Source organism: Luteimonas sp. MJ250, from assembly GCF_039548455.1.
GTDB lineage: Bacteria > Pseudomonadota > Gammaproteobacteria > Xanthomonadales > Xanthomonadaceae > Luteimonas.
Window position 1 is genome coordinate 624,589 of sequence record NZ_JBCLVB010000010.1, and the last position, 25,673, is coordinate 650,261.

Annotated in this window: 22 protein-coding genes; 8 read left to right on the forward strand and 14 right to left on the reverse strand. The window is 69.9% G+C overall.

The annotated features are described in order from the left end of the window. Positions 1-7 precede the first annotated feature (7 nt). Positions 8-364 carry a hypothetical protein gene (locus tag WCE37_RS06545; protein WP_343278627.1) on the reverse strand — a complete coding sequence of 119 codons (357 nt, stop codon included), beginning with the start codon at positions 362-364 and terminating at the stop codon, positions 8-10. A gap of 335 nt (positions 365-699) precedes the next feature. Between WCE37_RS06545 and WCE37_RS06550 the strand changes: the two genes are divergently transcribed. The 3 genes from WCE37_RS06550 (at position 700) to WCE37_RS06560 (ending at position 4,157) form a co-directional block, all read left to right on the forward strand. After that, a complete protein-coding gene (locus WCE37_RS06550; RefSeq protein ID WP_343278628.1) occupies positions 700-2,013 on the forward strand; it encodes an alkaline phosphatase family protein in 1,314 nt (437 codons plus the stop codon). Between the two features lie 90 nt (positions 2,014-2,103). Then, on the forward strand, positions 2,104-3,660 hold the full coding sequence (locus tag WCE37_RS06555) for an AlkA N-terminal domain-containing protein (protein WP_343278629.1): 1,557 nt from the start codon (positions 2,104-2,106) through the stop codon (positions 3,658-3,660). Next, positions 3,657-4,157, forward strand: a complete 501-nt coding sequence (locus WCE37_RS06560; protein WP_343278630.1) for a methylated-DNA--[protein]-cysteine S-methyltransferase — start codon at positions 3,657-3,659, stop codon at positions 4,155-4,157. Before WCE37_RS06555 ends, WCE37_RS06560 begins: the two co-directional genes overlap by 4 nt. 178 nt (positions 4,158-4,335) lie before the next feature. Here WCE37_RS06560 and WCE37_RS06565 read toward each other — a convergent pair whose 3' ends face one another. From WCE37_RS06565 to WCE37_RS06580, 4 genes are all read right to left on the reverse strand, one after another. After that, positions 4,336-5,997, reverse strand: a complete 1,662-nt coding sequence (locus WCE37_RS06565; RefSeq protein ID WP_343278631.1) for a serine hydrolase — start codon at positions 5,995-5,997, stop codon at positions 4,336-4,338. Between the two features lie 66 nt (positions 5,998-6,063). After that, a complete protein-coding gene (locus WCE37_RS06570) occupies positions 6,064-6,651 on the reverse strand; it encodes a hypothetical protein (protein ID WP_343278632.1) in 588 nt (195 codons plus the stop codon). Positions 6,652-6,653: 2 nt separating this feature from the next. Next, entirely contained in the window at positions 6,654-7,124 is a 471-nt protein-coding gene (locus WCE37_RS06575) for a sigma-70 family RNA polymerase sigma factor (RefSeq protein WP_343278633.1), read from the reverse strand. A 150-nt stretch (positions 7,125-7,274) separates the two neighbouring features. Beyond that, positions 7,275-9,398, reverse strand: coding sequence for an N-acetylmuramoyl-L-alanine amidase (locus WCE37_RS06580; RefSeq protein WP_343278634.1), 2,124 nt, complete (start codon positions 9,396-9,398; stop codon positions 7,275-7,277). A gap of 222 nt (positions 9,399-9,620) precedes the next feature. Here WCE37_RS06580 and WCE37_RS06585 point away from each other — a divergent pair, with 222 nt between their 5' ends. After that, positions 9,621-10,541 carry a hypothetical protein gene (locus WCE37_RS06585; protein ID WP_343278635.1) on the forward strand — a complete coding sequence of 307 codons (921 nt, stop codon included), beginning with the start codon at positions 9,621-9,623 and terminating at the stop codon, positions 10,539-10,541. Between the two features lie 92 nt (positions 10,542-10,633). On the opposite strand, the gene WCE37_RS06590 is transcribed toward WCE37_RS06585, so the two are convergent. Next, on the reverse strand, positions 10,634-11,893 hold the full coding sequence (locus WCE37_RS06590) for a formimidoylglutamate deiminase (protein ID WP_343278673.1): 1,260 nt from the start codon (positions 11,891-11,893) through the stop codon (positions 10,634-10,636). A 157-nt stretch (positions 11,894-12,050) separates the two neighbouring features. Here WCE37_RS06590 and hutI point away from each other — a divergent pair, with 157 nt between their 5' ends. Together hutI and WCE37_RS06600 are read left to right on the forward strand one after the other, a co-directional pair. After that, positions 12,051-13,364, forward strand: coding sequence for an imidazolonepropionase (gene hutI / locus WCE37_RS06595; protein ID WP_343278636.1), 1,314 nt, complete (start codon positions 12,051-12,053; stop codon positions 13,362-13,364). Positions 13,365-13,521: 157 nt separating this feature from the next. After that, on the forward strand, positions 13,522-14,736 hold the full coding sequence (locus tag WCE37_RS06600; RefSeq protein WP_343278637.1) for a dipeptidase: 1,215 nt from the start codon (positions 13,522-13,524) through the stop codon (positions 14,734-14,736). A 77-nt stretch (positions 14,737-14,813) separates the two neighbouring features. Here WCE37_RS06600 and WCE37_RS06605 read toward each other — a convergent pair whose 3' ends face one another. Together WCE37_RS06605 and WCE37_RS06610 are read right to left on the reverse strand one after the other, a co-directional pair. Next, on the reverse strand, positions 14,814-15,005 hold the full coding sequence (locus WCE37_RS06605) for a 30S ribosomal protein THX (RefSeq protein ID WP_343254964.1): 192 nt from the start codon (positions 15,003-15,005) through the stop codon (positions 14,814-14,816). Between the two features lie 76 nt (positions 15,006-15,081). Beyond that, entirely contained in the window at positions 15,082-15,486 is a 405-nt protein-coding gene (locus tag WCE37_RS06610) for a MerC domain-containing protein (RefSeq protein WP_343278638.1), read from the reverse strand. Between the two features lie 70 nt (positions 15,487-15,556). On the opposite strand from WCE37_RS06610, the gene WCE37_RS06615 reads away from it, so the two are divergent. After that, positions 15,557-17,806, forward strand: a complete 2,250-nt coding sequence (locus WCE37_RS06615) for a TonB-dependent receptor (RefSeq protein ID WP_343278639.1) — start codon at positions 15,557-15,559, stop codon at positions 17,804-17,806. 54 nt (positions 17,807-17,860) lie between these two features. On the opposite strand, the gene WCE37_RS06620 is transcribed toward WCE37_RS06615, so the two are convergent. Both WCE37_RS06620 and gltX read right to left on the reverse strand, forming a co-directional pair. Then, on the reverse strand, positions 17,861-18,349 hold the full coding sequence (locus tag WCE37_RS06620) for a transcriptional repressor (protein ID WP_343278640.1): 489 nt from the start codon (positions 18,347-18,349) through the stop codon (positions 17,861-17,863). Positions 18,350-18,471: 122 nt separating this feature from the next. After that, on the reverse strand, positions 18,472-19,872 hold the full coding sequence (gltX, locus tag WCE37_RS06625) for a glutamate--tRNA ligase (protein ID WP_343278641.1): 1,401 nt from the start codon (positions 19,870-19,872) through the stop codon (positions 18,472-18,474). A gap of 160 nt (positions 19,873-20,032) precedes the next feature. Between gltX and lpxH the strand changes: the two genes are divergently transcribed. Continuing rightward, positions 20,033-20,764: a UDP-2,3-diacylglucosamine diphosphatase gene (gene lpxH, locus WCE37_RS06630; protein ID WP_343278642.1), complete on the forward strand. Its 732-nt coding sequence runs from the start codon at positions 20,033-20,035 to the stop codon at positions 20,762-20,764. Between the two features lie 91 nt (positions 20,765-20,855). On the opposite strand, the gene WCE37_RS06635 is transcribed toward lpxH, so the two are convergent. The 4 genes from WCE37_RS06635 to folC all read right to left on the reverse strand — a co-directional run bounded on the left by WCE37_RS06635 (position 20,856) and on the right by folC (position 25,673). Then, on the reverse strand, positions 20,856-21,698 hold the full coding sequence (locus tag WCE37_RS06635; protein ID WP_343278643.1) for a ferritin-like domain-containing protein: 843 nt from the start codon (positions 21,696-21,698) through the stop codon (positions 20,856-20,858). Between the two features lie 2 nt (positions 21,699-21,700). After that, the gene (gene purF, locus WCE37_RS06640; protein ID WP_343278644.1) at positions 21,701-23,173 is read right to left on the reverse strand and encodes an amidophosphoribosyltransferase; all 1,473 of its coding nucleotides are present in this window, start codon (positions 23,171-23,173) and stop codon (positions 21,701-21,703) included. An 80-nt stretch (positions 23,174-23,253) separates the two neighbouring features. Then, positions 23,254-24,342: an SPOR domain-containing protein gene (locus WCE37_RS06645; RefSeq protein WP_343278645.1), complete on the reverse strand. Its 1,089-nt coding sequence runs from the start codon at positions 24,340-24,342 to the stop codon at positions 23,254-23,256. Positions 24,343-24,371: 29 nt separating this feature from the next. Then, positions 24,372-25,673, reverse strand: coding sequence for a bifunctional tetrahydrofolate synthase/dihydrofolate synthase (gene folC, locus WCE37_RS06650; RefSeq protein ID WP_343278646.1), 1,302 nt, complete (start codon positions 25,671-25,673; stop codon positions 24,372-24,374).

Here is a 25,673-nt window from a genome sequence, read left to right on the forward strand (position 1 = left end):
AGTCGGCTCAACGTCCTCCGCTTCGTTCGGTGACCACGACCCGGCTGCCTTCAACGCGCAGCACGACGCCCTGGCCATCGAACGCGGCGCCGAGCTGCGCTACCGCATCGGCAAGCGAGCGGGCGCGTATCTCCTGCACCGGCTGGTACAGGGTGAAGTCGGAAGGGTGGCGGTAGTCGAGTTCGCTGCCGCTGTCGCGCGCCCAGCGTACGAGCAGGTTGCGCAGCGTGCCGTCCATGGGCGATGCCTGGAACAGATAGGCGCTGTGCAGCGGAATCGCCTCGGTGCTGTCTGCGTACGTGTTGACCGGTGTCCATCGACCGGCAAAGTCACGCGCATCGCGCCCCGCGCAGGCAGTGGCCATGAACGCTACTGCGGCGACTGCGACGCATGAAAGACTGCGATACCGCATGTCCATGCCACCCTCCCTGGCCGTACTTCGGACATATAGAATGAAAGAGGCCGGAACGATCCTTGTCCTCGGCCGTGGAACTCCTTTGGATGCCGCCTTGTTGCGTAGCGGCCGCCGCGGCACTGCTCCCCGCGCGCCATGGCTGAACGCTACCTGCCTGCATGTCGCGGTTCAATAGCGTTTGCCAATGGATATGTGACCGCGTCCAGAGAAGAGAAAACTCCGAGTGCGTTTTAAGGATTCCGGTCGCGATTACCAGCGTCATCCTTGCGCCGTATCATTCGCGGATGCCATTACATATCCGACCTGCGGCGCAGCTCGCCGCCACCCTCGCCACCCTGTTCATGCTCGGTGCCTGCAGCAGTCCCGGCGTGCCCACCGTGACGGCCACGCCAGCTGACGCCAATGCCAGAACCGACACGGCCTTCGGCGCGAGCGCCAACCAACTGCTGCTCATCTCCATCGACGGCCTGCACCCCGACCGCATCAACGCCACCGACTCACCCAACATCGCCCGCCTCGCCGCCGGCGGCGTGCAGGCGCGCTGGATGACCCCGTCCTACCCCACGCTCACCTTCCCCAACCACTACACCATCGCCACCGGCCTGCGGCCCGACCGCCACGGCATCGTCCACAACTCGATGTCCGACGAAGCGCTGGGCGCGTTCCGCCTGTCCGATCGCGATGCGGTCAGCACCAGCGCATGGTGGGGCGGCGAGCCGATCTGGGTCGGCGCCGAGAAAGCCGGGCTGGCCACCGCCACCATGTTCTGGCCAGGGACCGAGGCCGAGATCGCCGGCGTGCGCCCCACGCGCTGGAACGTCTACGACGGCGACGTGCCCGCCAGCCAGCGCGCGGCCACCGTTGCCGGCTGGCTGCTGGAACCGGCGGCCACGCGCCCGGCGCTGGCCACGCTCTATTTCGAGGCGGTCGACAGCCAGGCCCACGGCCACGGGCCGGACTCGGATGAGGCGCGCGACGCGCTTGCCGGCATCGACGTCGCCATCGGCGAGCTGCTGACCGCGCTCGAGCGCGGCGGCCGGCTGCAGCGCACGAATATCGTGCTGGTGTCCGACCACGGCATGGCGCCGGTGCCAACCGGCAACGCAGTGGCGGTGGAAGACATGGTCAGCCCGGAACAGGCCCGGCTGCCCAGCATCGGCCAGGTGGTGACGGTGCAGCCCAACCCGGGCCACGAGGCCGCGGTGGAAGCGCGCCTGCTCGGCCGCAAGGACCGGTACGAATGCTGGCGCCGCGACGAGCTGCCGGCGCGCTGGCACTACGGCACGCATCCGCGCATCCCGGCCATCGTCTGCCAGATGGACGAGGGCTGGGACGCGCTGCCGCAGCGCATCCTCGACCTTCGCGCGGGCGCGGCGGCCGGCGTGCGCGGCTCGCACGGCTATGATCCGGCGCTGCCGTCGATGCGTGCGGTGTTCATCGCGTCCGGCCCCGCGTTCCGCAGCGGCGCGGTGATCGAACCGATCGACAACGTCGATGTCTATCCGCTGCTGGTGCGACTGCTGGGCATTCCCGCGGCCGACCATGACGGCGATCCCGCGGCGCTGCTGCCGGCGCTGGAGGGCGACCCCGCGCACTGAGCGGAGCCTGTCGGGAGTGTCCCGGAGGCCTTCCGCCCTGATGTCCGAAAGCGGCGAGTCTGGCCGCGGCCGCGGTGCTAGCCTGCGTCCATGGCCACCTCCCCGCTCCCCGACGCCGCGGTCTGCGACCAGGCCCGACGCAGTCGCGATCCGCGCTTCGACGGCCTGTTTTTCACCGGCGTCCACAGCACGCGGATCTACTGCCGCCCTGTGTGCCCGGCGCCGTTCGCGAAGCGGGTGACCTATTACGCCAGCGCGGCGGCTGCCGAGGGCGCGGGCTTCCGCCCGTGCCTGCGCTGCCGTCCGGAACTGTCGCCGTCGGATGGTGCCTGGCGGCGCGGTGACGCGGCGGTCGCGCGCGCGCTGGTGCTGATCGATCAGGGCGCACTGGCCGATGCGCCGCTGTCGGCGCTGGCCGGGCGCATCGGCATGGGCGAGCGCCAGCTGCGTCGCCTGTTCGTGGAGCGCGTCGGCGCGCCGCCGGTCGCCGTGCACGGCACGCGCCGCCTGCTGTTTGCCAGGCAGCTGCTGACCGAGACCGCGCTGCCCGTCACCGAGGTCGCGCTTGCGGCCGGCTTCGGCAGCCTCCGGCGCTTCAACACCAGCTTCAAGGATGCGTATCGGATGGCGCCGCGCGACCTGCGCCGGCAGCCGGGTGCGGCACGCCAGGCACCGGGCGAGGCGCTGGTGCTTCGTCTGGGCTACCGCCCGCCCTACGATTTCGCGGCGATGCTGGCGTTCCTGCGCGGTCGCGCGCTGCCGGGCGTGGAGTCGGTGGGCGATGCGCACTACGCACGCGTGATCGCCGGCATCGATGGCGCGCCTCACGCGTGGCTGCGGGTCTCGGCTTGGCCCGGTGACGCGCATGCGCTGCGGCTGGAACTGCACGCAGCGCAGGCGGCGCGCCTGCTCGACATCGTGCAGCGGCTGCGGCGCATGTTCGACCTGGATGCCGATCCGCAGGTGATCGCCGCCACGTTGTCAGTAGACGACCGGCTGCGACCGCTGCTGCATGCGCGCCCCGGCCTGCGCCTGCCCAGCGGCTGGGACGGCTTCGAGGTCGCGGTGCGCGCGGTGCTTGGCCAGCAGGTCAGCGTGGCCGCGGCGCGCACCTTGGCCACGCGCCTGGTGCAGCGTTTCGGCGAGGTGCTGCCGGAACCGTTCGACGAAGGCCTCGACCATCTGTTCCCGACGCCCGACGCGCTTGCCGAGGCCGACCTCGGCAGCATCGGACTCACCCGTGCGCGCGCGGAAACGGTGCGCGGCGTGGCGCGGGCGTTGCTCGAGGGCCGGGTCGACTTCCACCCGGAGCGCACGCTTGATGAGTTCGCCGCGCGCTGGCTGGCGCTTCCCGGCATTGGCCCGTGGACGGCGCAGTACATCGCGATGCGCGCGCTCGGCCACCCGGATGCGTTCCCGGCCGAAGACCTGGTGCTGCAGAAGGCGCTGCCGACGGACGGCTCGCGACTCACGGCCAAGGCATCGGGTGCACGCGCCGAGGCCTGGCGGCCGTGGCGCGCGTATGCCGTGATCCATCTGTGGAAGGACGCGATGGAGCGCGCCGGCACCGCACTCCCCACGACACGGGTGTGCGCCACAACGCCACGCGTTCGCGCGCGACCCGCAACCGACGAGGCAAGCCCATGACCATCATCTTCCTGCAGACGGACACGCCCATCGGCGTGCTGACTTTGGCTGCCGATAACAACGGGCTGCGCCGCATCGACTTCCCGCCACCGCATGGCCCTCTACCGGGCAACGGCTGGCAGAAAGGCAGCAACGACGTACTGATCCAAGCGCAGCGGCAGCTTGGCGAATACTTCGCGGGCAAGCGCATGCACTTCGACCTGCCGCTGTCGCCGCACGGCACCGACTTCCAGCGCGCGGTCTGGACCACGCTTGCGGAAATTCCGTACGGCGGGACCTGGAGCTATCGCGATCTCGCGCACAGGATCGGCAGGCCAACCGCGACCCGCGCCGTCGGCGCCGCCAACGGCCGGAACCCGCTGCCGATCGTGCTGCCCTGTCACCGCGTCATTGGCGCGGATGGATCGCTGACCGGCTTCGGCGGCGGCCTGCCGACCAAGCAGTTCCTGCTGAAGCTGGAGGGCGCGCTGCCGGCCGGCTACGACCTGTTTGGCTGAGAAGCCTTTGGCACAACCCTCGATCGGCCATCGTGCGTGGGAGCAGCCATGGCCATGAATGTCGGGCCGCCAGTGTGGGAGCGGCTATAGCCGCGATTGGAGATATCGCGGCCATGGCCGTTCCCGCAGGCTCTTTCAGGTCATCACTGGCACCGGTCTTGCCTGGCACCGGGCGCGCTCAGTTCCGCTTGCCGGGAAGCACCTGTCCGCCCTGGTGCAGCTCGAGCGATTCCACGCTGCCGCCGGCGCCGCGCTTGAACACGATCTCGACCCCGAACGCCGGCGCTTCAAACGTGTCATTGCCGCGCGCCTGGAGCGGGAATTCGCCCTGTCCCGTGGCCTGGGCATGCAGCGTGCCGTCGCGCCCACGCACCGTCAGGACGAAATCCGGCATCAGGGTGTATTCGCCGGCATACGCCGCGAGGTCCCCATCCGAAGCTGTGGGCTGCTGCGCAAGCTTGGCATCTTCGCCCGCCGCCTCGATACGCTTCGCCGGAATCGCGCCCCCTCCCTGCATCCAGGTGAACGCATACCCGCCGTCCGCCTCCTTCCGCGGCCGCAGCACGGCATCCACGACTGTCGGGAAGAAATCCCCGGCGCTGTCGTGGAACAGTTCGAACTCACCCTGGCCCTCGGCCTGGGCGAACAGCTTGCCGTCGCGCTGGCGCAGGCTCATCTTCATCATGCCCTGCAGCTGGTACTCGCCGACGAGCCCGTCGAGAAGCGCCTGCGACGGGGCCACCAGAACGCGCGGCTCGCCCAGCGGGAACGATGCGTCGACCAGATGCAGGCCGAGGCTGCCCAGGCCGCCGATGGAATTCCAGTTGGTGTCGGACAGGATGACGACGCCGCGCCGCCGGGTCTTGTCCAACGACACGAACGACGAGAAGCCCCCGGTTCCGCCCTCGTGCGCCAGCACGCTGCGGTCGGCCATTGGCATGATCATCCAGTTCATCGCCATGGGCGGCTGTTGGTTGATTTGCGTTTGTGCGAGTTCGACCGCGGCTTCCAATGGCGTCCCGGAGGGGTCGAGATTGGCCTGCACATAGCGGACCATGTCATCCAGCGTGGCGCGTACGCCGCCGACGCCGGCAAGGTCCACCGGGAAGGTCCAGGCCGCCGCTGGCAGGCCGTTTGGCGTGTGCCCGCCCGCCGAGCGCACGCCCTCGGGCCGCTGACCGATGTAAGCCGTGTCCATTCCCAGCGGTGCGAGCAGCCCCTGTCTGAGCAGTGTTTCGAAGTCGCTGCCCGCGCGGCGCGCCACCGCATAGGACAGCACCATCGAGGCGAAATTGGAGTACTCGAACTGCGTGCCGGGCGCCCGCGCCAACGTCACGTCACCAAGCGAGGCGAGCAGGTCATCCACCGTGAGCGCGGCGTACGGATCGGCGGGATTGGTGACCGCCATCCGTGCAGGCAGCGCCGGCAGCCCGCTGGTGTGCGTGACCACGTGGCGCAGCAGGATCGGCGCACCTTCGAACTGCGGCACCGCCGTGCCTCCGGGCAGATACGCGGCCAGCGGATCGTCCAGCGAGGCCTTGCCCTGCACGATCAGATCGGCCAGCAGCGTGGAGGTCATGGTCTTGGTGACCGAACCGATCTCGAACGCGCTGTCGGGGCCGATGCGCGCGACGACTGTCGGGTCGGCGCAGCGGAACGCGCGCGCGACCTCACCCTTGTCGATCACCGCCACCGCCATGCAGGCGCCGGTGCGGTCACCGGCCAGTCGCTGGTCGACGAGCGTCGCAAGCGCGGCGGCGTCCATGGCATGAGCGCTTCCGCTCACGGCCAGCGCGAGTCCGGCAAGGACCGGAAAGAAGGAAACAGGGCGGGTTGGCATGGAGCTCTCCTTGGCATGGGTGGTGTTTACGGACTTGGACGGTGTTCCTGGAATGACGCTGTCCGGTCATGCATCGCTCGCAGCCAGAGCGTCTATCTGGCGTTGCAGCGTTTCGGCGTGGGCACGAAACTGCGTCCGCGCCACGCGGCGGTTGATCCAGGCCAGGGCCGCGTACAGCACCAGCATCACCGCAAGATAGCGAAGCGTGCCGGCGGTCGCACCGTCGCGTGCCAGGGTCAGCCCGGCCAGCCCGATCGCTGGAGGAGTCAGGTACCAGAGCCAGACCTGTTCGAGCATGCGCGCCTGCGCCAGCGTGGCGTCGCGCTGCCGCTGCAGGTAGGCCAGCAGTGGAGCATCGTGGTCGGGCTCCGGTGCCAGCCGCCTGGAGCAGCGCAGCCGGAACGGCAGCGCCACGCCCCAGGCTGTGATCAGGAGGGCGAAGCCGGCCTGCAGCCACTCGCCGTCGATGAGCGCCGCCAGCGTGATCAGGGCGAAGAAGACGGCCACGAGCACCGCTGCAATCGTCTCGATCAGGTCGCGCCGGCGCACCTTCTTCCACAGCGCCTGGTCGCGCTTTTGAAGCTCGTCGATTGGCAACAGGTGCACAGTCGGCGTGTCGCCGCGCCACGCGTCCCTCATCTTGTCCCAGTCCATGCTCAGTCCTCCAGGAAGCGCTGTTCGAACAATTGGCGCAGGCGCGTCATGCGCACCGCCACTGCGTTGACGCTGAGGCCCAGCACGTCGGCGACCTGCTCCCGCGGCAAGCCTTCCAGGTCAAGCAGGATGACGCTGCGCTGCAGCGGGTCGAGCATCGCGAGGAACTCGTCGAGCACATCCATCGGATCGACCGCGTGGCCGGCGTCGCCCTGCTCGGGCACGTCGTCCAGCGAACGGTGGTCGCGACGCGGCTTGCGCACGTGGCTCAGTGCGGTGTTCAGCGCCACCCGGTAAAGCCAGGTGGAACGCTGCGCGCGGCCGTCGAAGCTGCCGAAGCTGCGCCAGAGCTGGAGCTGCATCTCCTGCAGCAGGTCCTGCCAGTCCTCGGGACCGGCATAGCGCCGCGCCAGGCGCACCAGCGCCCCGCGGTTGTCCTGGACCATGGCGGTGAACGCTCTTTCGATTTCCATCCCGCAAAGATGCCTGCTGCCTGGGTCTTGAAGTATTGGTCGCAGCGGCCGACGGAAATTTTCATCGGTCGCGCAACGCGACCGGAACATGGTGCACATGGAAGGCGGCCGGCACGCGAATGCCGGCCGCCGCGGATCACGCGATCGGGCTCACTGCGCCCACACCCCGCGCTCGGGCGTCCAGTACAGCGTCGTGCGCTCGAACTGCTGCTTGCGGCCGTTGCTGCCGTGCGCCTGTTCGTCGGTTTTCGGATAGCCGAGCGCCGCTTCGCGTCCGTTGTTCTCGAAGTGCACCAGGATCGCGCCGTGCACCGCGTGCGCGCCGGTGGCCGGCGTCCACAGGAACAGGCCGTCCTCGAAATACTGGAACTTGCCCCGCTGCCCCGACACCGGGGACACGGCGGCGTTCAGTTCGTCGATCATCGCAAAGCCCCAGCGTGTTTCCGAACCGGTGGCCCGATAGTGCTCCAGGATCTTGCCGGCAACCGCGAACGCACCGGTGCGCGAATGCCACAGGATCATGCCGTTCCTGAACTGCTGGTAGCGACCGCCCGCCTGCGCTGCCATTTCGGCCAGATCGGGCACGCCAAGGTGGCTGCGTACGCCGCCCATGGCGTAGTACTTCCTGCCGATCTCGCCATGGGGCAGGACATCGCAGCGCGGCAGGTCGTAGCCGTCGTTGTCGCGCGCTTCGTCATTGCCCCAGCGCGAGAGGTAATAGGCCGACACCCACTGCCCCGCCGGCCCCACGTCGAGGTCGGTCTTGAGCCACCAGCGGTTGAACGTCGCGCCGCTGCGGATCTCGCGGCCCCAGGCCTTGCAGTACACATAGTTGGTGCCGGCGTGCAGGCTGCCGCTCTGCGAGCCACCGGTCGGCGACGGAAAGCCGGGCGCGCTGGCGTAGGTGTCGACCCAGTAGGTCGGTGCCGTGGCCGGCGGCGGTGCGCCGTTGTTGATCAGGTTGTAGAAGCTTGCCCAGGGGAAGTACCGGCCCGGGTCGTAGCGGTTCTGGTTGCTGGTCAGCATGCCGTGGCCCTTGATGCGAACGCTGTCAGGGACCACGTGCCAGTAGTCGTAGCCGGGACCCTGCCATGCCGACGCGCAGTTGACCGGCTGGCGCGCGCAGATGCTCCGGGTCAGGCGCGCCGAAGCGTTGATCATCGCCGACGTCCAGTTACCGGCGTCGCCCGCGCGCCCATCGTGTTCGATGCCGATGGTGTAGTAGTTGTGATACGCCGCATGCCAGGCCTGGTGGTGCTCGCGCACCATCTGCGTGATCTGGCCATCGGACCTGCGGATCACGTAGTGCGCCGAGACGTTCGATGCGGGGTTCTTGAACCAGGAGATTCCGCCGGCGTAGCTGCCCTCGATCGTATGCATGATCACGGCGGAGCGGCCGTTGCCGGCCGTGCTGTAGTTGCTGGAGTGCGCGGGGTTCCAGAGCGCCTCGCCGAAGTCCATGGCGATGCCGACGTCAAAGGCCTGCGCTTCCACGCGCCCTGCTGAACGCGCCGGGTGCTCTTCCACCAGCTCGTCCGTGGCACCGATGGTGTCGCTGCCGTAGTCCAGCCTGAGTGCCGGGGCGCCGAGCAGCCGGAGGCGATCGGCGGGAAAGGCGAGTTCCATTTCGATGGGCATGGCGGCGATGCGGATGCCCTTCTCGTCCACTCCACGCGCCAACGTCTGCAGCACCTCGTAGGCGAAGCTCTGCCGTGCAAAGCCCTGGATGTTGCCGTCGCCGCTGCCATAGCCGGCGTAGCGTGCGAGCGCGCCGGCCGTGGCTTCCACGCCGCCGCCGCCCCGGCTGTTCGCACCATCCTTCTCCAGCGCGCGGTCCAACAGCGCCGCGGCGGCGAGGATATTGGTCTCCGGATCCACCAGGACCAGGCGTTCGCTGACACCAAGGAGCTTCGCGCCCTCCCCCACCTGGTTGTCGAATCCACCGCCGCGATAGAGGCCCATCACGCCGTACGAGGCGGGCATATGGTGGTGCCCCGCCTTGCCGGCGTCGGGGTCGACGTGGACCCAGCGGGTCTCGACGTAGGCGATCGCCTCCAGCACGCCGCGCGGAACCGCAGGATAGCGCGCGTAGGCACGCTGGAAATACGCCGGGTAATCCGCGCGCTGCCGCGCGAGCACCGTTATCGCCGACTGGCGTTCGACTTCGGTGGCCTCCATCGCCTCCGCCAGCTCGAGCCGGTCCGTTGCGGCGACTGGCGCCGCCAGCGCGGCCAGCAGCATCGCTGCGGCCGACAACATCACCTTCTTCCTCATCTGACTCTCCCTTCCGGTCATGTGGTCCATCCCCCTGGCCGACAGCTGGCCACATCCGTCGCGGCGGCGGCAGTGGGGCCAGCCCCATGCGGCGGCAGTGCTGCGCTGCAACGTGACGCTGGTCGGCGATACCTGCAGTCAGCCCCAGGTTGTCGGCACAGGGACCCGCGACGAGACTCGGCGCATCCCGCATCCCTGACCCCCGTGGAGGTTCGTCCCGACATGTTCCAGTCCATCATCAACAACACCTTGCACGCGGCCGACCTCTTCTTCCGCCAGGTCCACGAGGCCCTGAATCCGAACGGGGGAAACGTGCCTGGGCGCGACGGCGGCTTCGATCAGGCCGTGGGCGGCACCGGGATGGACCAGGCGTTCGACAGTTCGATGGCGGGCGTCGCGGAGGCCGTCTACCTGCGCCAGGACGCGGACGGCTGGCAGCGGATGGGCGACGGCGAACTGGCCGCAGCCGGGATCGATCCGAACCTGCAGTACAGCAACGGCATGGAGGCGGGCATCTACACCGACGGTATAGGCAACTACGTGGTGGCCTATGCCGGCAACGACACCGGCGGCGTGGCGGACGTGGGCACGGTGATCGCGCAGTCGGCGGGCTTCCAGACCCGCCAGTACGACACCGCGGTCACGCTCGCGCACCAGGCCGAGAACGCCTTCGGCGGCGACAACGTGGTCTATACCGGGCACTCGCTGGGCGGCGGCCTCGCGTCCATGGCAGCGGCGGCGACCGGCAGCACCGCGGTCACGTTCAACGCTCAGGGCATCCACGACAACACACTGCGCCAGCATGGCCTTGATGCCGGGGCCGTCCGCCATGGCGCCGAAAACGGCCAGATGCGCCACTACAGCATCGACGGCGACTGGGCGACCGGCGTGCAGCGCCAGGTCCCGGTCCTCGACATGCTGCCCAACCCGCTGGGCACCCACTTCCAGTTCGATGATCCGGCAGGCCTGCAAAACATCGGCAGCAACCACTACATCGGGCCGGTGAAGGCGGCGATCGAGCAGGGAGCGTCGTATCGGATCGAAACCACCGACCCGCTGGAGCGCGCATTGCAGGACGTCTATTCGGCGCTGACCTCGGTCATCGCGAATGCGTGGCGAATCGTCGCGCCGCCCATCATCTGAAGCCCGCGATGACCGCACAGCCGCGTCGCATGGAAGCGCCGTACTGACGCCGTACTGACGCCGGACCAGAGCTGCCAGCTGCGGCAGCTCGTCTACATTCCCGAGAGCTTCGCCAGCGCAGTCCGATAGTGCGCAAGAACGGCAGCGCCGTCCGCATGGCGGCCGTCGGCCACCACACGCCGGCCGGCGATGTGCACGTCCTTGACGCAAGGCCGGTTTCCGCTGAAGAGCCAGCGATCGGCGACGTCACCGGCGGTCGCTGCGGCAAGCAGCGGCGCCTCCGCATCAAGCACCAGGGTGTCACCGCCGGCGTCAAAGCCGGTGGCGTTCTTCGCGCTCGCGTACGCGCCGTGCAGCAGGGTCTCGCCGACGCTGGTCGATGCATCGCCCACGGCGATGTTGCGGCGCCGCTTCACCAGCCGCTGTCCGTACTCCAGCCAGCGCAGCTCCTCCACCGGTGACACCGAGATATGCGAGTCCGAGCCGATGCCCCAGGCGCCGCCGGCATCGAGGTACTCGCGAAGGCGGAACAGGCCGTCGCCGAGGTTGGCCTCGGTGGTCGGGCAGATGGCGACGGTCGCGCCGCTCTTCGCGATGCCTGCCACTTCCCAGTCGTTGAGGTGGGTGGCGTGCACCAGCGTCCAGCGCGCATCGACATCGGCGTTCTGCAGCAGCCATTCCACCGGGCGCAGGTCGCGGATGGCGAGGCAGTCCTGCACCTCGCCCACCTGCTCGGCGATGTGGATATGGATGCGCGCATCGGCGGGCAGCGCCGCCAGCACCGCGCGCATCGCATCCGGCGGCACCGCGCGCAGGCTGTGCAGGGCGCAGCCGACGCGCAGCATGTCGCCGGTTTGCGCGTGCAGCGTCTCGAACAGGCGCAGGTAGCCGTCGACGTCGTGGCCGAAGCGCTTCTGGCGCTCGCCCAGCGCGCGGCCGTCGAAGCCACCGGTCATGTACAGCACCGGCAGCAGGGTCAGGCGGATGCCGGTGTCGCGCGCGGCGGCGATCAACGCCTGCGACATCGCCGCCGGATCGGCGTAGGGCCGACCGTCGGGCGCATGGTGCAGGTAGTGGAATTCGCAGACGCTGCCATAGCCGGCTTCCAGCATCTCGACGTAGAGCTGGCGTGCGACCGCGTACAGCGAATCGGGATCGAAGCGCGCGGCCATGCGGTACATGGTCTCGCGCCAGGTCCAGAACGAGTCTTCCGGATGCGTCTGCCGTTCTGCGAGCCCGGCCATGGCGCGCTGGAAGGCGTGCGAATGCAGGTTGGCGATCGCCGGCAGCTGCCATCCGCCCGCTACCTGGCGGGCGACGGCGGCATGCGGGGCATCGGGTGCGACCGGCATGGCGCCTGCATCGCGCGCATCGGGCGCTCCGGGTACTTGGTTCGCAGACATGTCGGCGCGCTCCGGCGGCAGGGTGCGATAGGCTACCGCGTCGACGCGATCCGAGGTCCTGACATGCCGTGCACTGCAGCCACCACCCCAGCCAGGGCGCATGCCGATGGCCGCTGAGCGCTTGGATGGCCTGCTGGTCAACGCGCGCCTGGCCACGCTTGACGGGGATTCGCACCGCGATGGTGCGCCCGGCGCACCCGATGCAGGCGACGCAGCCGACGGTTGCTCATCAAACGGCCGCAGGCACGGGAATGGCCCCGATTCTTACGGCATGGTCGAAAACGCCGCACTGGGCTGGCGCGACGGCCGCATCGTGTTTGCCGGCGCGGCCGATGCATTGCGCGGCCGTCCGGAGGAGCTTGCCGACGTCGTGATCGACGGCGGAGGCGACCTGGTCACTCCGGGCCTGGTCGATTGCCACACCCACATCGTGTTCGCCGGCGATCGCGCCGCCGAGTTCGAGCAGCGCCTGACGGGCGCCAGCTATGAAGACATCGCGCGCGCCGGCGGCGGCATCGTCTCCAGCGTGCGCGCCACCCGTTCCGCCGACGCGCAGGCCCTGCTGGCGCAAACCCTGCCGCGCGCCCGCGCCCTGGTCGCTGACGGCGTGACCACGCTGGAAGTGAAGTCCGGCTACGGCCTGGACTTCGACAACGAGCGCAAGATGCTGCGCGCCGCGCGCGAGCTCGGCGATGCGCTGGGCATCGGCGTGCGCACCACCTTCCTCGGCGCACACGCGCTGCCACCCGAGTACGCCGGTGACCCCGACGGCTACATCGACGCCGTCTGCGACTGGCTGCCGCGGCTGCATGCCGAAGGCCTGGTCGACGCCGTGGATGCCTTCTGCGAGCGCATCGGCTTCAGCCACGCGCAGACCCGCCGCGTATTCGACACCGCGCGCGCGCTCGACCTGCCGGTGAAATTGCATGCCGACCAGCTCAGCGATGGCGAAGGGGCGGCGCTGGTGGCGGAATTCGGCGGCCTGTCCGCCGACCACGTCGAACACACCTCCGATGCAGGCGTGCGCGCGATGGCGGCCGCCGGCACCGTGGCGGTGCTGCTGCCGGGCGCCTTCCACGTGCTGCGCGAGACCACCCTGCCGCCGATCGACGCCTTCCGCGCGCACGGCGTGCCGATGGCGGTGGCCACCGACTGCAATCCCGGAACCTCGCCGCTGCTGTCGCTGCGCCAGGCCATGCAGCTGGCCTGCACCCATTTCCGCCTGACCCCTGCCGAAGCACTGCGCGGCGCGACAGTGCACGCCGCGCGCGCGCTCGGACTCGACGACCGCGGCATGCTGCGCGCCGGCATGCGGGCGGACTTCGTGCGCTGGCGCGTGCGCGAGCCGGCGGCGCTGTGTTACTGGCTGGGCGGGGAGCTTGCAGTCTCCGTCCATTCCGGGGGACGCAGGGTGGCCTGATCAAGAAACCACGAAACGTGTCGCCGGCAGGAAAGGCGTCGCGGCTGTAGCCGCTCCCACAACTGCCGCTACGAAATGCCGCCCATGGATGACGCACGCCCATGTGGGAGCGGCTACAGCCGCGAAAGACCCTTCCGCCCGACTAAGGAGCCTCCCGATGCCTCAAAGCCCACGCCGCCATGCACTCGCACTGACACTCGCACTGGCCCTGCCCGCCGCCGCGCTGGCCCAGGCCACCGACGCCGCGCGCGCCCTGGCCGCCGACGCGATCATCGTCGACACCCATATCGATGCGCCCGGAGTGCTGGTCTCCAGCTGGGCCGACCTCGGCGAGGCCGCGCCCGACCGCGAGTTCGACTACCCGCGCGCGCGCGAAGGCGGCCTGGACGTCGCCTTCATGTCGATCTACACCTCCGCGCGCCAGGACGAATCCGGCAGCGCCTGGCAGGCGGCCAACATCCAGATCGACGCGATGGAGGCCCTGGTCGCGCGCCATCCGGACCGCTTCGCCCTGCTGACCTCCCCGGGCGACGTCGAGCGCCTGCGCACCGGCGGCCGCGTGCTGCTGCCGCTGGGACTCGAGAACGGCGGGCCTATCGGCGACGACCTTGCCCAACTCACCTTCTTCCGCGACCGCGGCGTCAGCTACATCACCCTGGCGCACAGCGGCAACAACCGCATCGCCGACTCCTCCTACACGGTGGAGAAGCGCTGGAACGGCCTGAGCCCCTTCGGCCGCGAAGTGGTGCGGGAGATGAACCGGCTCGGGATCATGGTCGACGTTTCGCACCTGTCCGACGACGCCGTGCGCCAATCCATCGAACTCAGCAGCGTGCCGGTGATCGCCAGCCATTCCGCGCTGCGCCACTTCACCCCGGACTTCGAGCGCAACCTCAGCGACGAGCTGGCCAAGGCCATCGCGGCGAAGGGCGGCGTCGTGCAGATTCCGTTCGGCACCGCGTTCGTCAATCCGACCGCCGCGGCCAATACCCGCGACTGGTTCCGCGAGTCGCTCGCGTTCGACCGTCGCAGCGCCGCGGGCGTGGCCGCCGGCGAGCCGGCGCTGGACCGCAAGGCCTTCGAAGCGCAGTGGGAGCTGGACCATCCCAGGGTCGAGGCCCCGATCAGCGACGTGCTGGACCAGATCGACTACGCGGTCAAGCTGATCGGCGTCGACCACGTCGGCATCGGCTCCGACTTCGACGGCGTCGACGGCGAGCTGCCCGAAGGCCTGCGTACCGTGGCCGACTTCCCCAACTTCATCACCGGGCTGCAGGCGCGCGGGCATTCGGACGACGACATCCGCAAGATCCTGGGCGGCAACCTGCTGCGGGTGTGGGCGGTGATCGAGGCGGGCGCCGGCACGCCCTGACCCGCGGCGGCGTCCGGCCCCAAACGACGAAGCCCCGCTTCTGGCGGGGCTTCGTACGTCAGCGCTGGCGCGGGACTTCAGTCCTTGGCCACGGTCTTCTTGGCCACGACCTTCTTTGCCGGAGCCTTGGCCACGGTCTTCGCGCCGGCCTTCTTCGCAACCGGTGCGGCGGCAGCGCCGGTCGCCTTCGCGGTCACGTGGCTGCGGGCGTTGCCGTAGCTGGAGTTGTAGCGCTTGCCCTTGGCCGTCTTGCGATCGCCCTTGCCCATCTGTCGCTCCTGGAGTTCGTTCGGTGGGGCGCGCCTTTGCACGCCACAGGGCGCGCATCCTAGCACGCGCGCCGGTTCAGGGCGTCGCGCGGGCCGCCGCGGCAGCGTGGGTGAGGCGCAGGTTCAGCAGGTGCGCGCCGGCGATCATCAGGCCGCCGAGGGTCATCACCGCCGCGTGCACCATGCCGTGGTCATGCAGCGGGCTGAACGCCCCCAGCCAGACCAGCGCCAGGCCCGGCAGCAGCAGCGCCCAGGCCCGGAACGCGCGGTGGCGGCGGAAGCCGATGGCCAGCGTGGTGGCGCCCAGCAGCGTGGCGAACACGGTGACCGCCTGGTCGATGTCCACCCAGCCGCCCACCGACAGCCCGAACGTGGGCAGCACGGCCAGCGCCAGCGGCAGCAGCGCGCAGTGCAGCGCACACAGGAACGACGCCGCGAAACCGACCCGGTCGGCTCGATTGAGGTTGCATGAAGTGGCCATGACGTTGGTTGGGGTGGCGTCGGAATTGAAACAGTATAACATTTCAATCGACATCACCACACCGGCCCCCATGACCACCAGACGACGTGTTTCCCGCACCCTCCCGCGCCCCACGGCATTCACCAGCCTCGCCACGCTCGCGAGCGCGATCCTGCTGGCCCTGGCCGTCCCTGCATCGGCCCAGGACGCGGTTCCCGACGACGCCGGCCACGAGCACGGCGTGACCGACCTCGACACGCTCAGGGTCCGCGCCAATCCCATCGCCCGCACCGCCGACGACCTCGCCAGGCCCGTAGCCGTCCTTGCCGGCGAGCGCCTTGACGATGCAAAGGCGAACTCCATCGGCGAAACGGTCGCGCGCCTGCCCGGCGTCCAATCCTCCTTCTTCGGTGCCGGCGTCGGCCGCCCGATCATCCGCGGCATGGAAGGCGCGCGCGTCCAGGTGCTCAGCGACGGCCTGTCCGCCGGCGACGTGTCGACCGTCAGCGTCGACCATGCGGTGAGCATCGAACCCTTCCTCGCCAACCAGATCGAAGTGCTGAAGGGTCCGGCCAGCCTGCTGTACGGCAACGGCGCCATCGGCGGCGCGGTCAACGTGGTCGATGGCCGCATCCCGGAAGCGGCCACGTCGCGGCCGCTCGAGGGCCGCGCCGAGCTGCGCGCCGGCAGCGTCAACGACGAGCGCACCGGTATGCTCCGCCTGGACGGCACCGCGGCCTCGGGACGGCTGGTGTTCCATATCGACGCGCTGCATCGCGAGACCGGTGACGTCGAGATTCCCGGCTACGCCGAAAGCGCGGCCCTGCGCGCAGAACATGAGCACAACGACAACGACCATGATGACCACGACGACGACGCGCGCGGCACGCTGCCCAACAGCTTCGTGCGCACGGACAGCGGCGCCCTGGGCCTGTCCTGGGTCGGCAACCGCGGTTTCATCGGCGTCGGCCAGAGCCTGTTCAACACGCGCTACGGCGTACCCGGCCATGTCCATGCCGGGGACGAGCAGCAGGACGAGCATGGCCACGGGCACGGCGGAGATGGGGATCGCGACCACGACGCCGAAGGCCATGGCGGCGTCCACATCGAGATGGACCAGCGCCGCACCGAGCTCCGCGGCGGACTCGACGACATCGGCCCCTTCCAGAGCCTGCGCGCGCGGATCGCACACACCGACTACACCCACACCGAATACGAGGGCGACGAGGTCGGCACCGTGTTCGACAACGAAACCATCGAGGGCCGGCTTGAGCTCGCGCACCGGCCGCTCGGCGGCTGGGAAGGCGCCTTCGGCCTGCAGTGGTCGCAGCGCGACTTCGCCGCGGCGGGCGCCGAAGCCTTCGTGCCCGATTCCGAATCGCGTGACGCCGGCCTGTTCTGGATCGGCGAACGCGACTTCGGCCCGGCCAGCCTCGAACTCGGACTGCGCCACGACCGCAACGGCATCGACATCGCCGCAGACGCCGGGCCGTCGCGGGACTTCAGCACCACCAGCCTGTCGCTGGCGTCGCGCTGGGACCTGAGGCCGGACGTGCACCTATCCTTCGGCCTCGACCGCGCGCAGCGCTCGCCCACCGCCGAGGAGCTGCATTCCAGCGGCATCCACGTGGCGACGCAGAGCCACGAATTCGGCGATCCGGGGCTTGACGTCGAAACCGCCAACCGCGCGGAGGTCGGCCTGCATTGGCACCGCGGCCCGCTGCGCGTGGGCGCGGCGATCTACCACGTGCGCTACGACGACTTCATCTACCTGGCCGATACCGGGATCGTCGACGGTGGCCTGCCGGTGCGGGCCTGGACCCAGGCCGACGCGCGCTTCAGCGGCGGTGAGCTGGACGTGGAATGGACCTTCGTCGACAACGACAGCGGCGCATGGACCGTGGGCGCCTTTGCCGACGTGGTGCGCGGACGGCTTGCCGGGCAAGGGACGCGCACGATCGATGTGTCCGTGCCCCACGGTGACCACGCGCATGACTACGCGGCCGAGTTGGCACTGGACGGCAACCTGCCCCGGATCGCGCCCGCGCGCATCGGCGCCGACCTGCGCTGGACCAGCAACCATTGGCGCGCCGGCATCGGCGCGGTGCGCTACGCGCGGCAGGACGACGTGGCCGGATTCGAGCACGCAACGCCAGGGCACACGCTGGTGCACGCGAACCTGGCCTGGCACATGGACACCGCCAGCGGCAACGCGGTCGAGCTGTTCGTGAACGGCAACAACCTGCTCGACAGGGAGGTGCGCGTGCACACCTCGTTCCTCAAGGACCTGGCGCCGATGGCCGGCCGTGGCGCGAGCGCCGGCGTGCGCGTGCTGTTCTAGCAGCCGGATCGGCCCGCGGCGTCGCCTGCGATCGCGCGGCGGCGCCCCGGCGGCCTACTGTTTACCGACGCATTCGGCGCAGGTGCCGTGCACTTCGAGCGTCTGCGCACGCGGACGGAAGCCGAGTCCGCGCGCGCGTTCGTCCAGCGCCGCCACGATCTGGCTGTCCTCGAGTTCGACCGCCGAATGGCAGCTGTCGCAGATCAGGAACGGCACCGAGTGCTGCGCGGTACTCGGATGGTGGCAGGCAACGAAGGCGTTGACCGACTGCAGCTTGTGGATGAAGCCGTTGGCGAGCAGGAAGTCGAGCGCGCGGTACACCGTGGGCGGCCCTGCGGCCCCGGGCCCGTTGCCCTCGCGAACGCGATCAAGCAGGTCGTAGGCCTTGATCGGCTGTTCGGTCTCCGCGATCAGGCCGAGCACGTGGGCGCGGATCGGCGTCAGCCGCAGGCCGCGCTCGCGGCAGGCGCGCTCGACCGCTGACACGAAGGCCGGGGCGTCGTGGACGTGGTGCTTGGGATCGGTGCAGGCATGCGCGGGCATGCCGTGATGATGGTGCCGAACCTGCGATGACTCAAGCCGGCAGGCCCACTGCCATCAGCAGGTGTTGGAGCCGCTATAGCGGCGAAAGGGTTTCTCGCGGCCATGGCTGCTCCCACAAGGGGTCAGGCGGGAATGAGCGCGATCGCGGCGTTGATGCGCTCCAGGGCTTCATCGCGCCCGGCCAGATACACCGTGTGCGCGATGTCCGGGCTCACCTGCGTGCCGGTGATCGCCACCCGCAGCGGCTGCGCGACCTTGCCCATGCCCAGCCCCAGCGTTTCCGCGGTGACCTGCAGGGCTTCGGCAATGGCCTCGACCGTCCAGGCCGGTAGCGCATCCAGGCGATGGCGCGCTTCGGCCAGCGGCGCCTTCGCCTCGGGCTTCAGGTGCTTGGCCACGGCCTTGTCGTCGTAATCGGTGAGCGGCCGGTACCAGACGGCGGCGCGCTCGGCCATGTCCTTCAGCGTCTGCACGCGGTCGCGCAGGGCGAGTACGACGTCGGCCGGGGCGGGGCCGGCGGCGAGGTCGTAACCGGCCTCGCGCAGCTGCCACTCGAGGTGCTTCGCGACGTCCGCCGGCGCGTCGTCCTTCAGGTACTGCTGGTTCAGCCAGCCGAGCTTGGCCATGTCCAGGCGCGCGGCCTTGGCATTGACGCCCTTGAGGTCGAACAGCGACTTCATCTCATCGATCGAGAAGATCTCCTGGTCACCGTGCGACCAGCCCAGGCGCACCAGGTAGTTGAGCAGCGCGTGCGGCAGGTAGCCGGCGTCGCGGTACTGCATGACGTCGGCGGCGCCGGTGCGCTTGGAGAGCTTGGCGCCCTGCTCGTCGAGGATCATCGGCAGGTGCGAGAACGCCGGAACCTCGGCGCCCAGCGCGCGGTAGATGTTGATCTGGCGCGGGGTGTTGTTGACGTGGTCGTCGCCGCGGACGACATCGGTGATGCCCATGTCGAGGTCGTCGACGACCACCGCGAAGTTGTAGGTCGGGTAGCCGTCGGGGCGGAAGATGACGAGGTCGTCGAGTTCGGCGTTGGCGATCTCGATGCGGCCCTTGACCTTGTCGTCCCAGGCCACGGTGCCGTCGAGCGGGGTCTTCAGGCGGATGACGCGATTCGGGTCGTCGCGGTAGGGCGCGCCCTGCTCGCGGTAGGCGCCGTTGTAGCGGGGCTTGGTACCGGCGGCCATGGCGGCCTCGCGCATGGCGTCGAGTTCGGCCTTCGACTCATAGGCGTAGTAAGCCTGCCCGGCCGCGACCAGCTGTTCGGCGACCTCGCGATAGCGCTCGACGCGGGCGGTCTGGTAGATCGGGCCCTCGTCGTAGTCGAGGCCCAGCCATGCCATGGCTTCGAGGATCGCGTCGATCGCACCCTGGGTGCTGCGCTCGCGGTCGGTGTCCTCGATGCGCAGGATGAAGCTGCCGCCGCGGCGGCGCGCCTCCAGCCAGCAGTACAGGGCGGTGCGGGCGCCGCCGATGTGCAGGTAGCCGGTGGGACTGGGGGCGAAGCGGGTGCGGCAGGTCATGGCGTCTGGGACTGGCTCGGGTGAGCAGTGATTTTAGCCCTTCGCCGGCACCGGAACTGCCCTGGGAGCGGGCATGGCGCGATCGCCGCTCCAGCGCCGCCCGTAAAGCGCCGTTGTCGAAGCACCCATGGCCGCGATGCCGTGCATTTACACTCCAGGCATGACGACGCTCTTCATTTCCGATCTGCACCTCGATCCGGAACGGCCGGACATCACCCGCCTGTTTGGCGAGTTCCTCGATGGCGAGGCACGCGCCGCCGACGCGCTCTACATCCTCGGCGATCTGTTCGAGGCCTGGGTCGGCGATGACGACCCGTCGGAGACCGCCACCTTCGTGGCGGAGCGGCTGGCGGCGCTGTCGGCCGCCGGGGGACCGGTGTACTTCATGCACGGCAACCGCGACTTCCTCCTGGGCGCGGACTACGCGCAGCGGGCCGGCATGGCGCTGCTGGACGATCCGACCGAGGTCGACCTGTACGGGCGGCGTGCGCTGCTCATGCATGGCGACACCCTGTGCACCGACGACGTGGCCTACCAGCAGTTCCGGGCGCAGACCCGGGATCCCGCGTGGCAGCGGCAATTCCTGGCGCAACCACTGGCGGCACGGCAGGCGTTCGCGCAGCAGGCACGCGCGGCCAGCCAGGCGCGGCAGGGCGAACTGCGCGACGCCGGCAAGATGGAAACGATCACCGACGTGGCGCCCACTGCGGTCGAAGCAGCGCTCCGTGCGCACGGCGTGCATCTGCTGATCCACGGACATACCCATCGCCCGGCGGTGCATGCGCTTGATGTCGATGGGCATGCATGCACGCGGGTGGTGCTGGGCGACTGGTACGAGCAGGGATCGGTGTTGCGCGTGGACGCGACAGGACTTCATTTGGCGACGCTGTAAAGCCGCGCATCCCCGACTTGCCCCACGCAATTTCAGGCTTGGCGCGGATGCCGGGGTGCGTCGGCTGCAGGCGTTTGAGCCGATGCCGCCCTCAGCCCGAAATCTGCACCAGCGCCGCCAACTCGTCCTCGCTGAACCCCGCCGCGCTGCGCGCCTTGACGTTGAACGGACCATGCAGCACGGCGCGCGCGTATTCGGTCAGCAATTCACGGAAACGGGGCTCCGGATCGATACCCCCGCGTTCGCAGCACCAGCGGAACCAGTGGCTGCCGGCGGCGACGTGGGCGACTTCCTCGCGCAGGATCACTTCGAGGATCCCGACGGTGGCTTCGTCGCCCAGCGCGCGCAGCTTCACGATCATCCCCGGCGTCACGTCCAGCCCGCGCGCTTCGAGCACGCGCGGCACCAGCGCCATGCGCGCGAGCACGTCGTCCGCGGTCTTCTCGGCCATCTCCCACAGGCCGTTGTGCGCGTCGAAGTCGCCGTAGTCGCGACCCATGGCCTGCAGCCGGTCGCGCAGCATGGTGAAGTGCCGGGCCTCGTCGTCGGCCACCATCACCCAGTCGGCGTAGTACTGCGCCGGCATGCCGCGGAAGCGATAGACCGCGTCCCAGCCGAGGTCGATGGCGTTGAACTCGATGTGGGCGATGGCGTGGATAAAGGCCGCGCGGCCTTCGTCGGTGCCGAAGCCGCGTCGCGGCAGCTCGCGCGGATGCACCAGGCGCGGACGCAGCGGCCGGCCGGGCATGCGGATCGGATCCGGCCCGGACGCCTTGGCATCGGTCCCGCCTCCGGTGCCGGATCCGCTGTCGGCGTCGATGACAAGCTCGCCGCGCCGGAACGCCGCGGCCGCGGCATGGGTGGCCGCGACCTTGTCCTCGGGCGACGCCGCGGCAAGGCAGTCGCGCGCGGCGTCGAACAACGACCTCGCCATGATCAGGCGCCGACGCGGCGCTTCTTCTTCGCCTCGTCGGACCTGAGCGTGCGCAGGCCCTCCAGGTAGCCCGGCTCGATGCCGGTCACGTATTCGCCGCTGAAACAGGAGCTGTCGAACTTCCTGCCGGGGAACTTGTGCCCGGCCACCGCGGCCTCGAGGTCGGCCAGGTCCTGGTAGACCAGCCAGTCGCAGCCCAACACCGCCTCGATCTCCTTCTCGCTGCGGCCGTTGGCCACCAGCTCGTCGACCGATGGCATGTCGATGCCATAGACATTGGGATGCCGCACCGGCGGCGCCGCCGACGCCAGGTAGACCTTTCGCGCACCGGCGTCGCGCGCCATCTGCACGATCTGCTTCGAGGTGGTGCCGCGCACGATGGAATCGTCCACCAGCAGCACCACGCGGTTGCGGAACTCCAGCGGAATCGGGTTGAGCTTGCGCTTCACCGATTTCACGCGCTCACCCTGCCCCGGCATGATGAAGGTGCGGCCGACGTAGCGGTTCTTGACGAAGCCCTCGCGATACTTCACCCCGAGCGCGCTGGCGATCTCCATCGCCGAGTCGCGCGAGGTGTCCGGGATCGGGATCACCACGTCGATGTCGTGGTCGGGCCGCTCGCGCAGGATCTTCTCGCCCAGCGTCACGCCCATGCGCATCCGCGCCTTGTGCACCGAGATGTTCTCGATCATCGAGTCCGGGCGCGCGAAGTAGACGTACTCGAAGATGCACGGCGCGTGCTCGCCCGCCTCCACGCACTGGCGCGCGTGCAGCTCGCCGTTCGCGGTGATGACGATGCCTTCGCCCGGCTCGACGTCGCGCACGCGCTCGAAGCCGAGGATGTCCAGCGCCACCGATTCCGAAGCGACCGCGTATTCGGTGCCACCTTCGGCCTCGCGCCTGCCGAGCACCAGCGGCCGGATGCCGTTGGGATCGCGGAATGCGACCAGCCCCAGGCCCAGTACCAGGGCGACGCCGGCATAGCCGCCGCGCGCACGCCGGTGCAGGCCTTCGACCGCCTTCAGCGCCGCTTCCGGCGTGAGCGCGCGCTCGCGGTCCAGCTCATGCGCGAACACATTGAGCAGCACCTCGGAGTCGGACTCGGTGTTGACGTTGCGGCGGTCGGTCTCGAACACCTCGCGGCGCAGGGCGTCGGTGTTGATCAGGTTGCCGTTGTGGGCGAGCGCGATGCCATAGGGCGAATTGACGTAGAACGGCTGCGCTTCGTCATGGCCCTCGCTGCCGGCGGTGGGATAGCGGCAGTGGCCGATGCCGACGCGGCCCTGGAGCAGCGCCATCGACGCATCGTCGAACACATCGCGCACCAGGCCGTTGCCCTTGTGCACGCGCAGCCGCGTGCCGTAGCCCGTGGCGATGCCGGCGGCGTCCTGTCCGCGGTGCTGCAACACCGTCAGGCCGTCGTACAGCGCGGGCGCGACTTCAGTGGTTCCGACGATGCCGACAATGCCGCACATGGGGATGGGTCCTGCGAGTGTCTGGAGTGGAAAGGCGGTTTCGGCAACACGGCGCTGGCAGCGCCGCCTCGAGAGTGCGGCTATGGATGCGAGCGCACGAGACCGTCGATGTTGAAACTCGATTTCACCCGTGCCTTGAGCTGGTCGGCTTCACCGCGCGTGACCACCGGCCCGGCCTTGACCCGGGTCAGCGTGCCCTTGTCGGTCTGCACAGTCTCTGTGAAGGCACCGATGCCGGCGGCGCGCAGCCGGTCGCGCAGTGCGTTGGCCTCGCTGGCGTTGCCATAGGCGCCAAGCTGCACGGCGAAACCGGTTCCGGCTGCAGCCGTTGAGGCGGGGGTGGGAGCCGCAGCCGGAGGTGCGGCCGCCGGTGCCGCCGGCCTCGATGCCGCCGCGCTGCTGCCGGACGCTGCCGCGTCCAGCGCGACCACCGCGGCCGTGGCGCGCGAGCCGATGCTGCCGGCGCGCACGCGCGCGGACTCCGCATCGGCGCGCGAAGCGTAGGGGCCGATGCGCACCCGCCAGGCATCGCGATCGCCAACGCGGGTTTCTTCCACGTAGGCCGGAAGGTTGGACTGGCGCAGGCGGTTGACCACGGTCCCGGCGTCGGCGCGCGAGCCGTAGGCGCCGAAGTTCACCGCGTAATCGCCGCCGGCGGTGGCCGCAGGCAGGCGCGCGGGAGCTGCCGCGGGCTCGGGCTTCGGAGGTTCGGGCCTCGCCGGCGCAGGAGCTTCGGGTTCGGGCCCGGCCGCCGCGACCGGGCGCTGTGGCGCGAGAGGCTCGGGGTCCGCGACGGGGCGCTCCTGCACCGGCAGCGGGGCCTCCACACCGGCCGCGTCGCCGTCCGCCAGCGGGACCACGTCGACGTCGGATGCGAGGTCGGCCGCGTCCTCCGGGCGCGCGTCGCCCTGCGGCGCTGCGGTGGCGGTGTCCACGGTTGCCAGGCTGCCGTCACCGGCCAGCAGGCCGGCGCTGGTCGTGGCATTGGGCACCACCAGCGGCAGGTCGCGGGTGACGTAGTCGCCCGAAGGCGCGTCGGGGACGTGCAGTGAAAGATCGGACACGCCGCTGTCCGGGGCGGGACCCTGCACCAGCATCGGCAGGAAGATCACGGCCAGCGCAATCAGTACCGCGGCGCCGATCAGGCGCTGTTTCAGTCCGGAGTCCATGGAGGCTCGAGGCAACGGGGGCCGCTGAATTATACGGCCCCGCCCCGCTCCACTTCTGAATCCCCGGCAGCGAGCCACGCGAGCGCCGCGCCGGCGACGTGGAAGGAGCCGAAGGCGATCACGCGTTCGCCCGGATGGGCCTGTGCCAGTGCCGCCGACAGCGCCGCGGCGGGGTCGCGGTGGCGCTGCGCGGTTGCGGCCGCTGTGCCGGCCAGGGCGTCGGCCAGTGCATCGGCATCACGGCCACGGCCGCCGGCGCCGGCAATGCCGGCAAGGTGCCAGGCGTCCACGAAGGGCGCGATCGCGGCGACCACGCCAACGGCGTCCTTGTCGGCCAGCGCGCCGTACACGGCCACGGTGCGCATCGCCGGCGCCTCATGCAGCCACTCGGCCAGCGCGCGTGCCGCCTGCGGGTTGTGGCCGACGTCCACCAGCACCTCGACCCCATCGCGCTCAAAGCGTTGCAGGCGCCCGGGCACCCGTGCGGCGGCCACGCCCCGCGCCCAGGCGGCGTCGTCGATCTCCACGTCCAGCGCGCGCAGCGCTGCGATCGCGGCGGCGGCATTGCGCAGCTGCGCCGGCGCGGCCATGCCCGGCAGCGGCAGAACCAGTTCGAACCCGGGCTCGCGCCACCACCAGCCGTCGCCGGCGTCATCGCGGCCGAAGCGGTAGTCGCTGCCGGCACGGATCGCGGAGGCGCCGATGGCATAGGCGTGGCCGAGCACGCTCGACGGCGGGTCGTCCTCGCCCAGCACCAGCGGCGTCCACGGCCGCGCGATGCCGACCTTCTCGGTACCGATGGCCTCGCGGTCGGCACCGAGCCAGTCCTGGTGGTCGAGGTCGACAGTGGTGATCACCGCGACGTCGGGATCGACCAGATTCACTGCGTCCAGGCGCCCGCCCAGACCGACCTCGAGCACGGCGAGATCGAGTCCCGCACGTTCGAACAGCCACAGCGCGGCGAGCGTGCCATATTCGAAATACGTCAGCGTGGTCGCGCCGCGCGCGGCTTCGACCGCCCCGAACGCCGCCACCAGGCCGGCATCGTCCGCGTCTTCGCCATCGATGCGCACGCGCTCGTTGTAGGCCAGCAGGTGCGGCGAGGTGTAGGCGCCCACGCGCAGCCCGGAGGCAGCGGCAATCGCCTCGATGAAGGCCACCGTCGAGCCCTTCCCGTTGCTGCCGGCGACGGTTGCCACGAGGCGCGCCGGCCGGCCCAGACCCATGCGTGCCGCCACGTCGCGCACGCGATCGAGGCCGAGGTCGACCTCGCGCGGATGCCGGCCCTCGATGTCACCGAGCCAGTCCTGCAGGCTGCGCGTTGCGGCCAT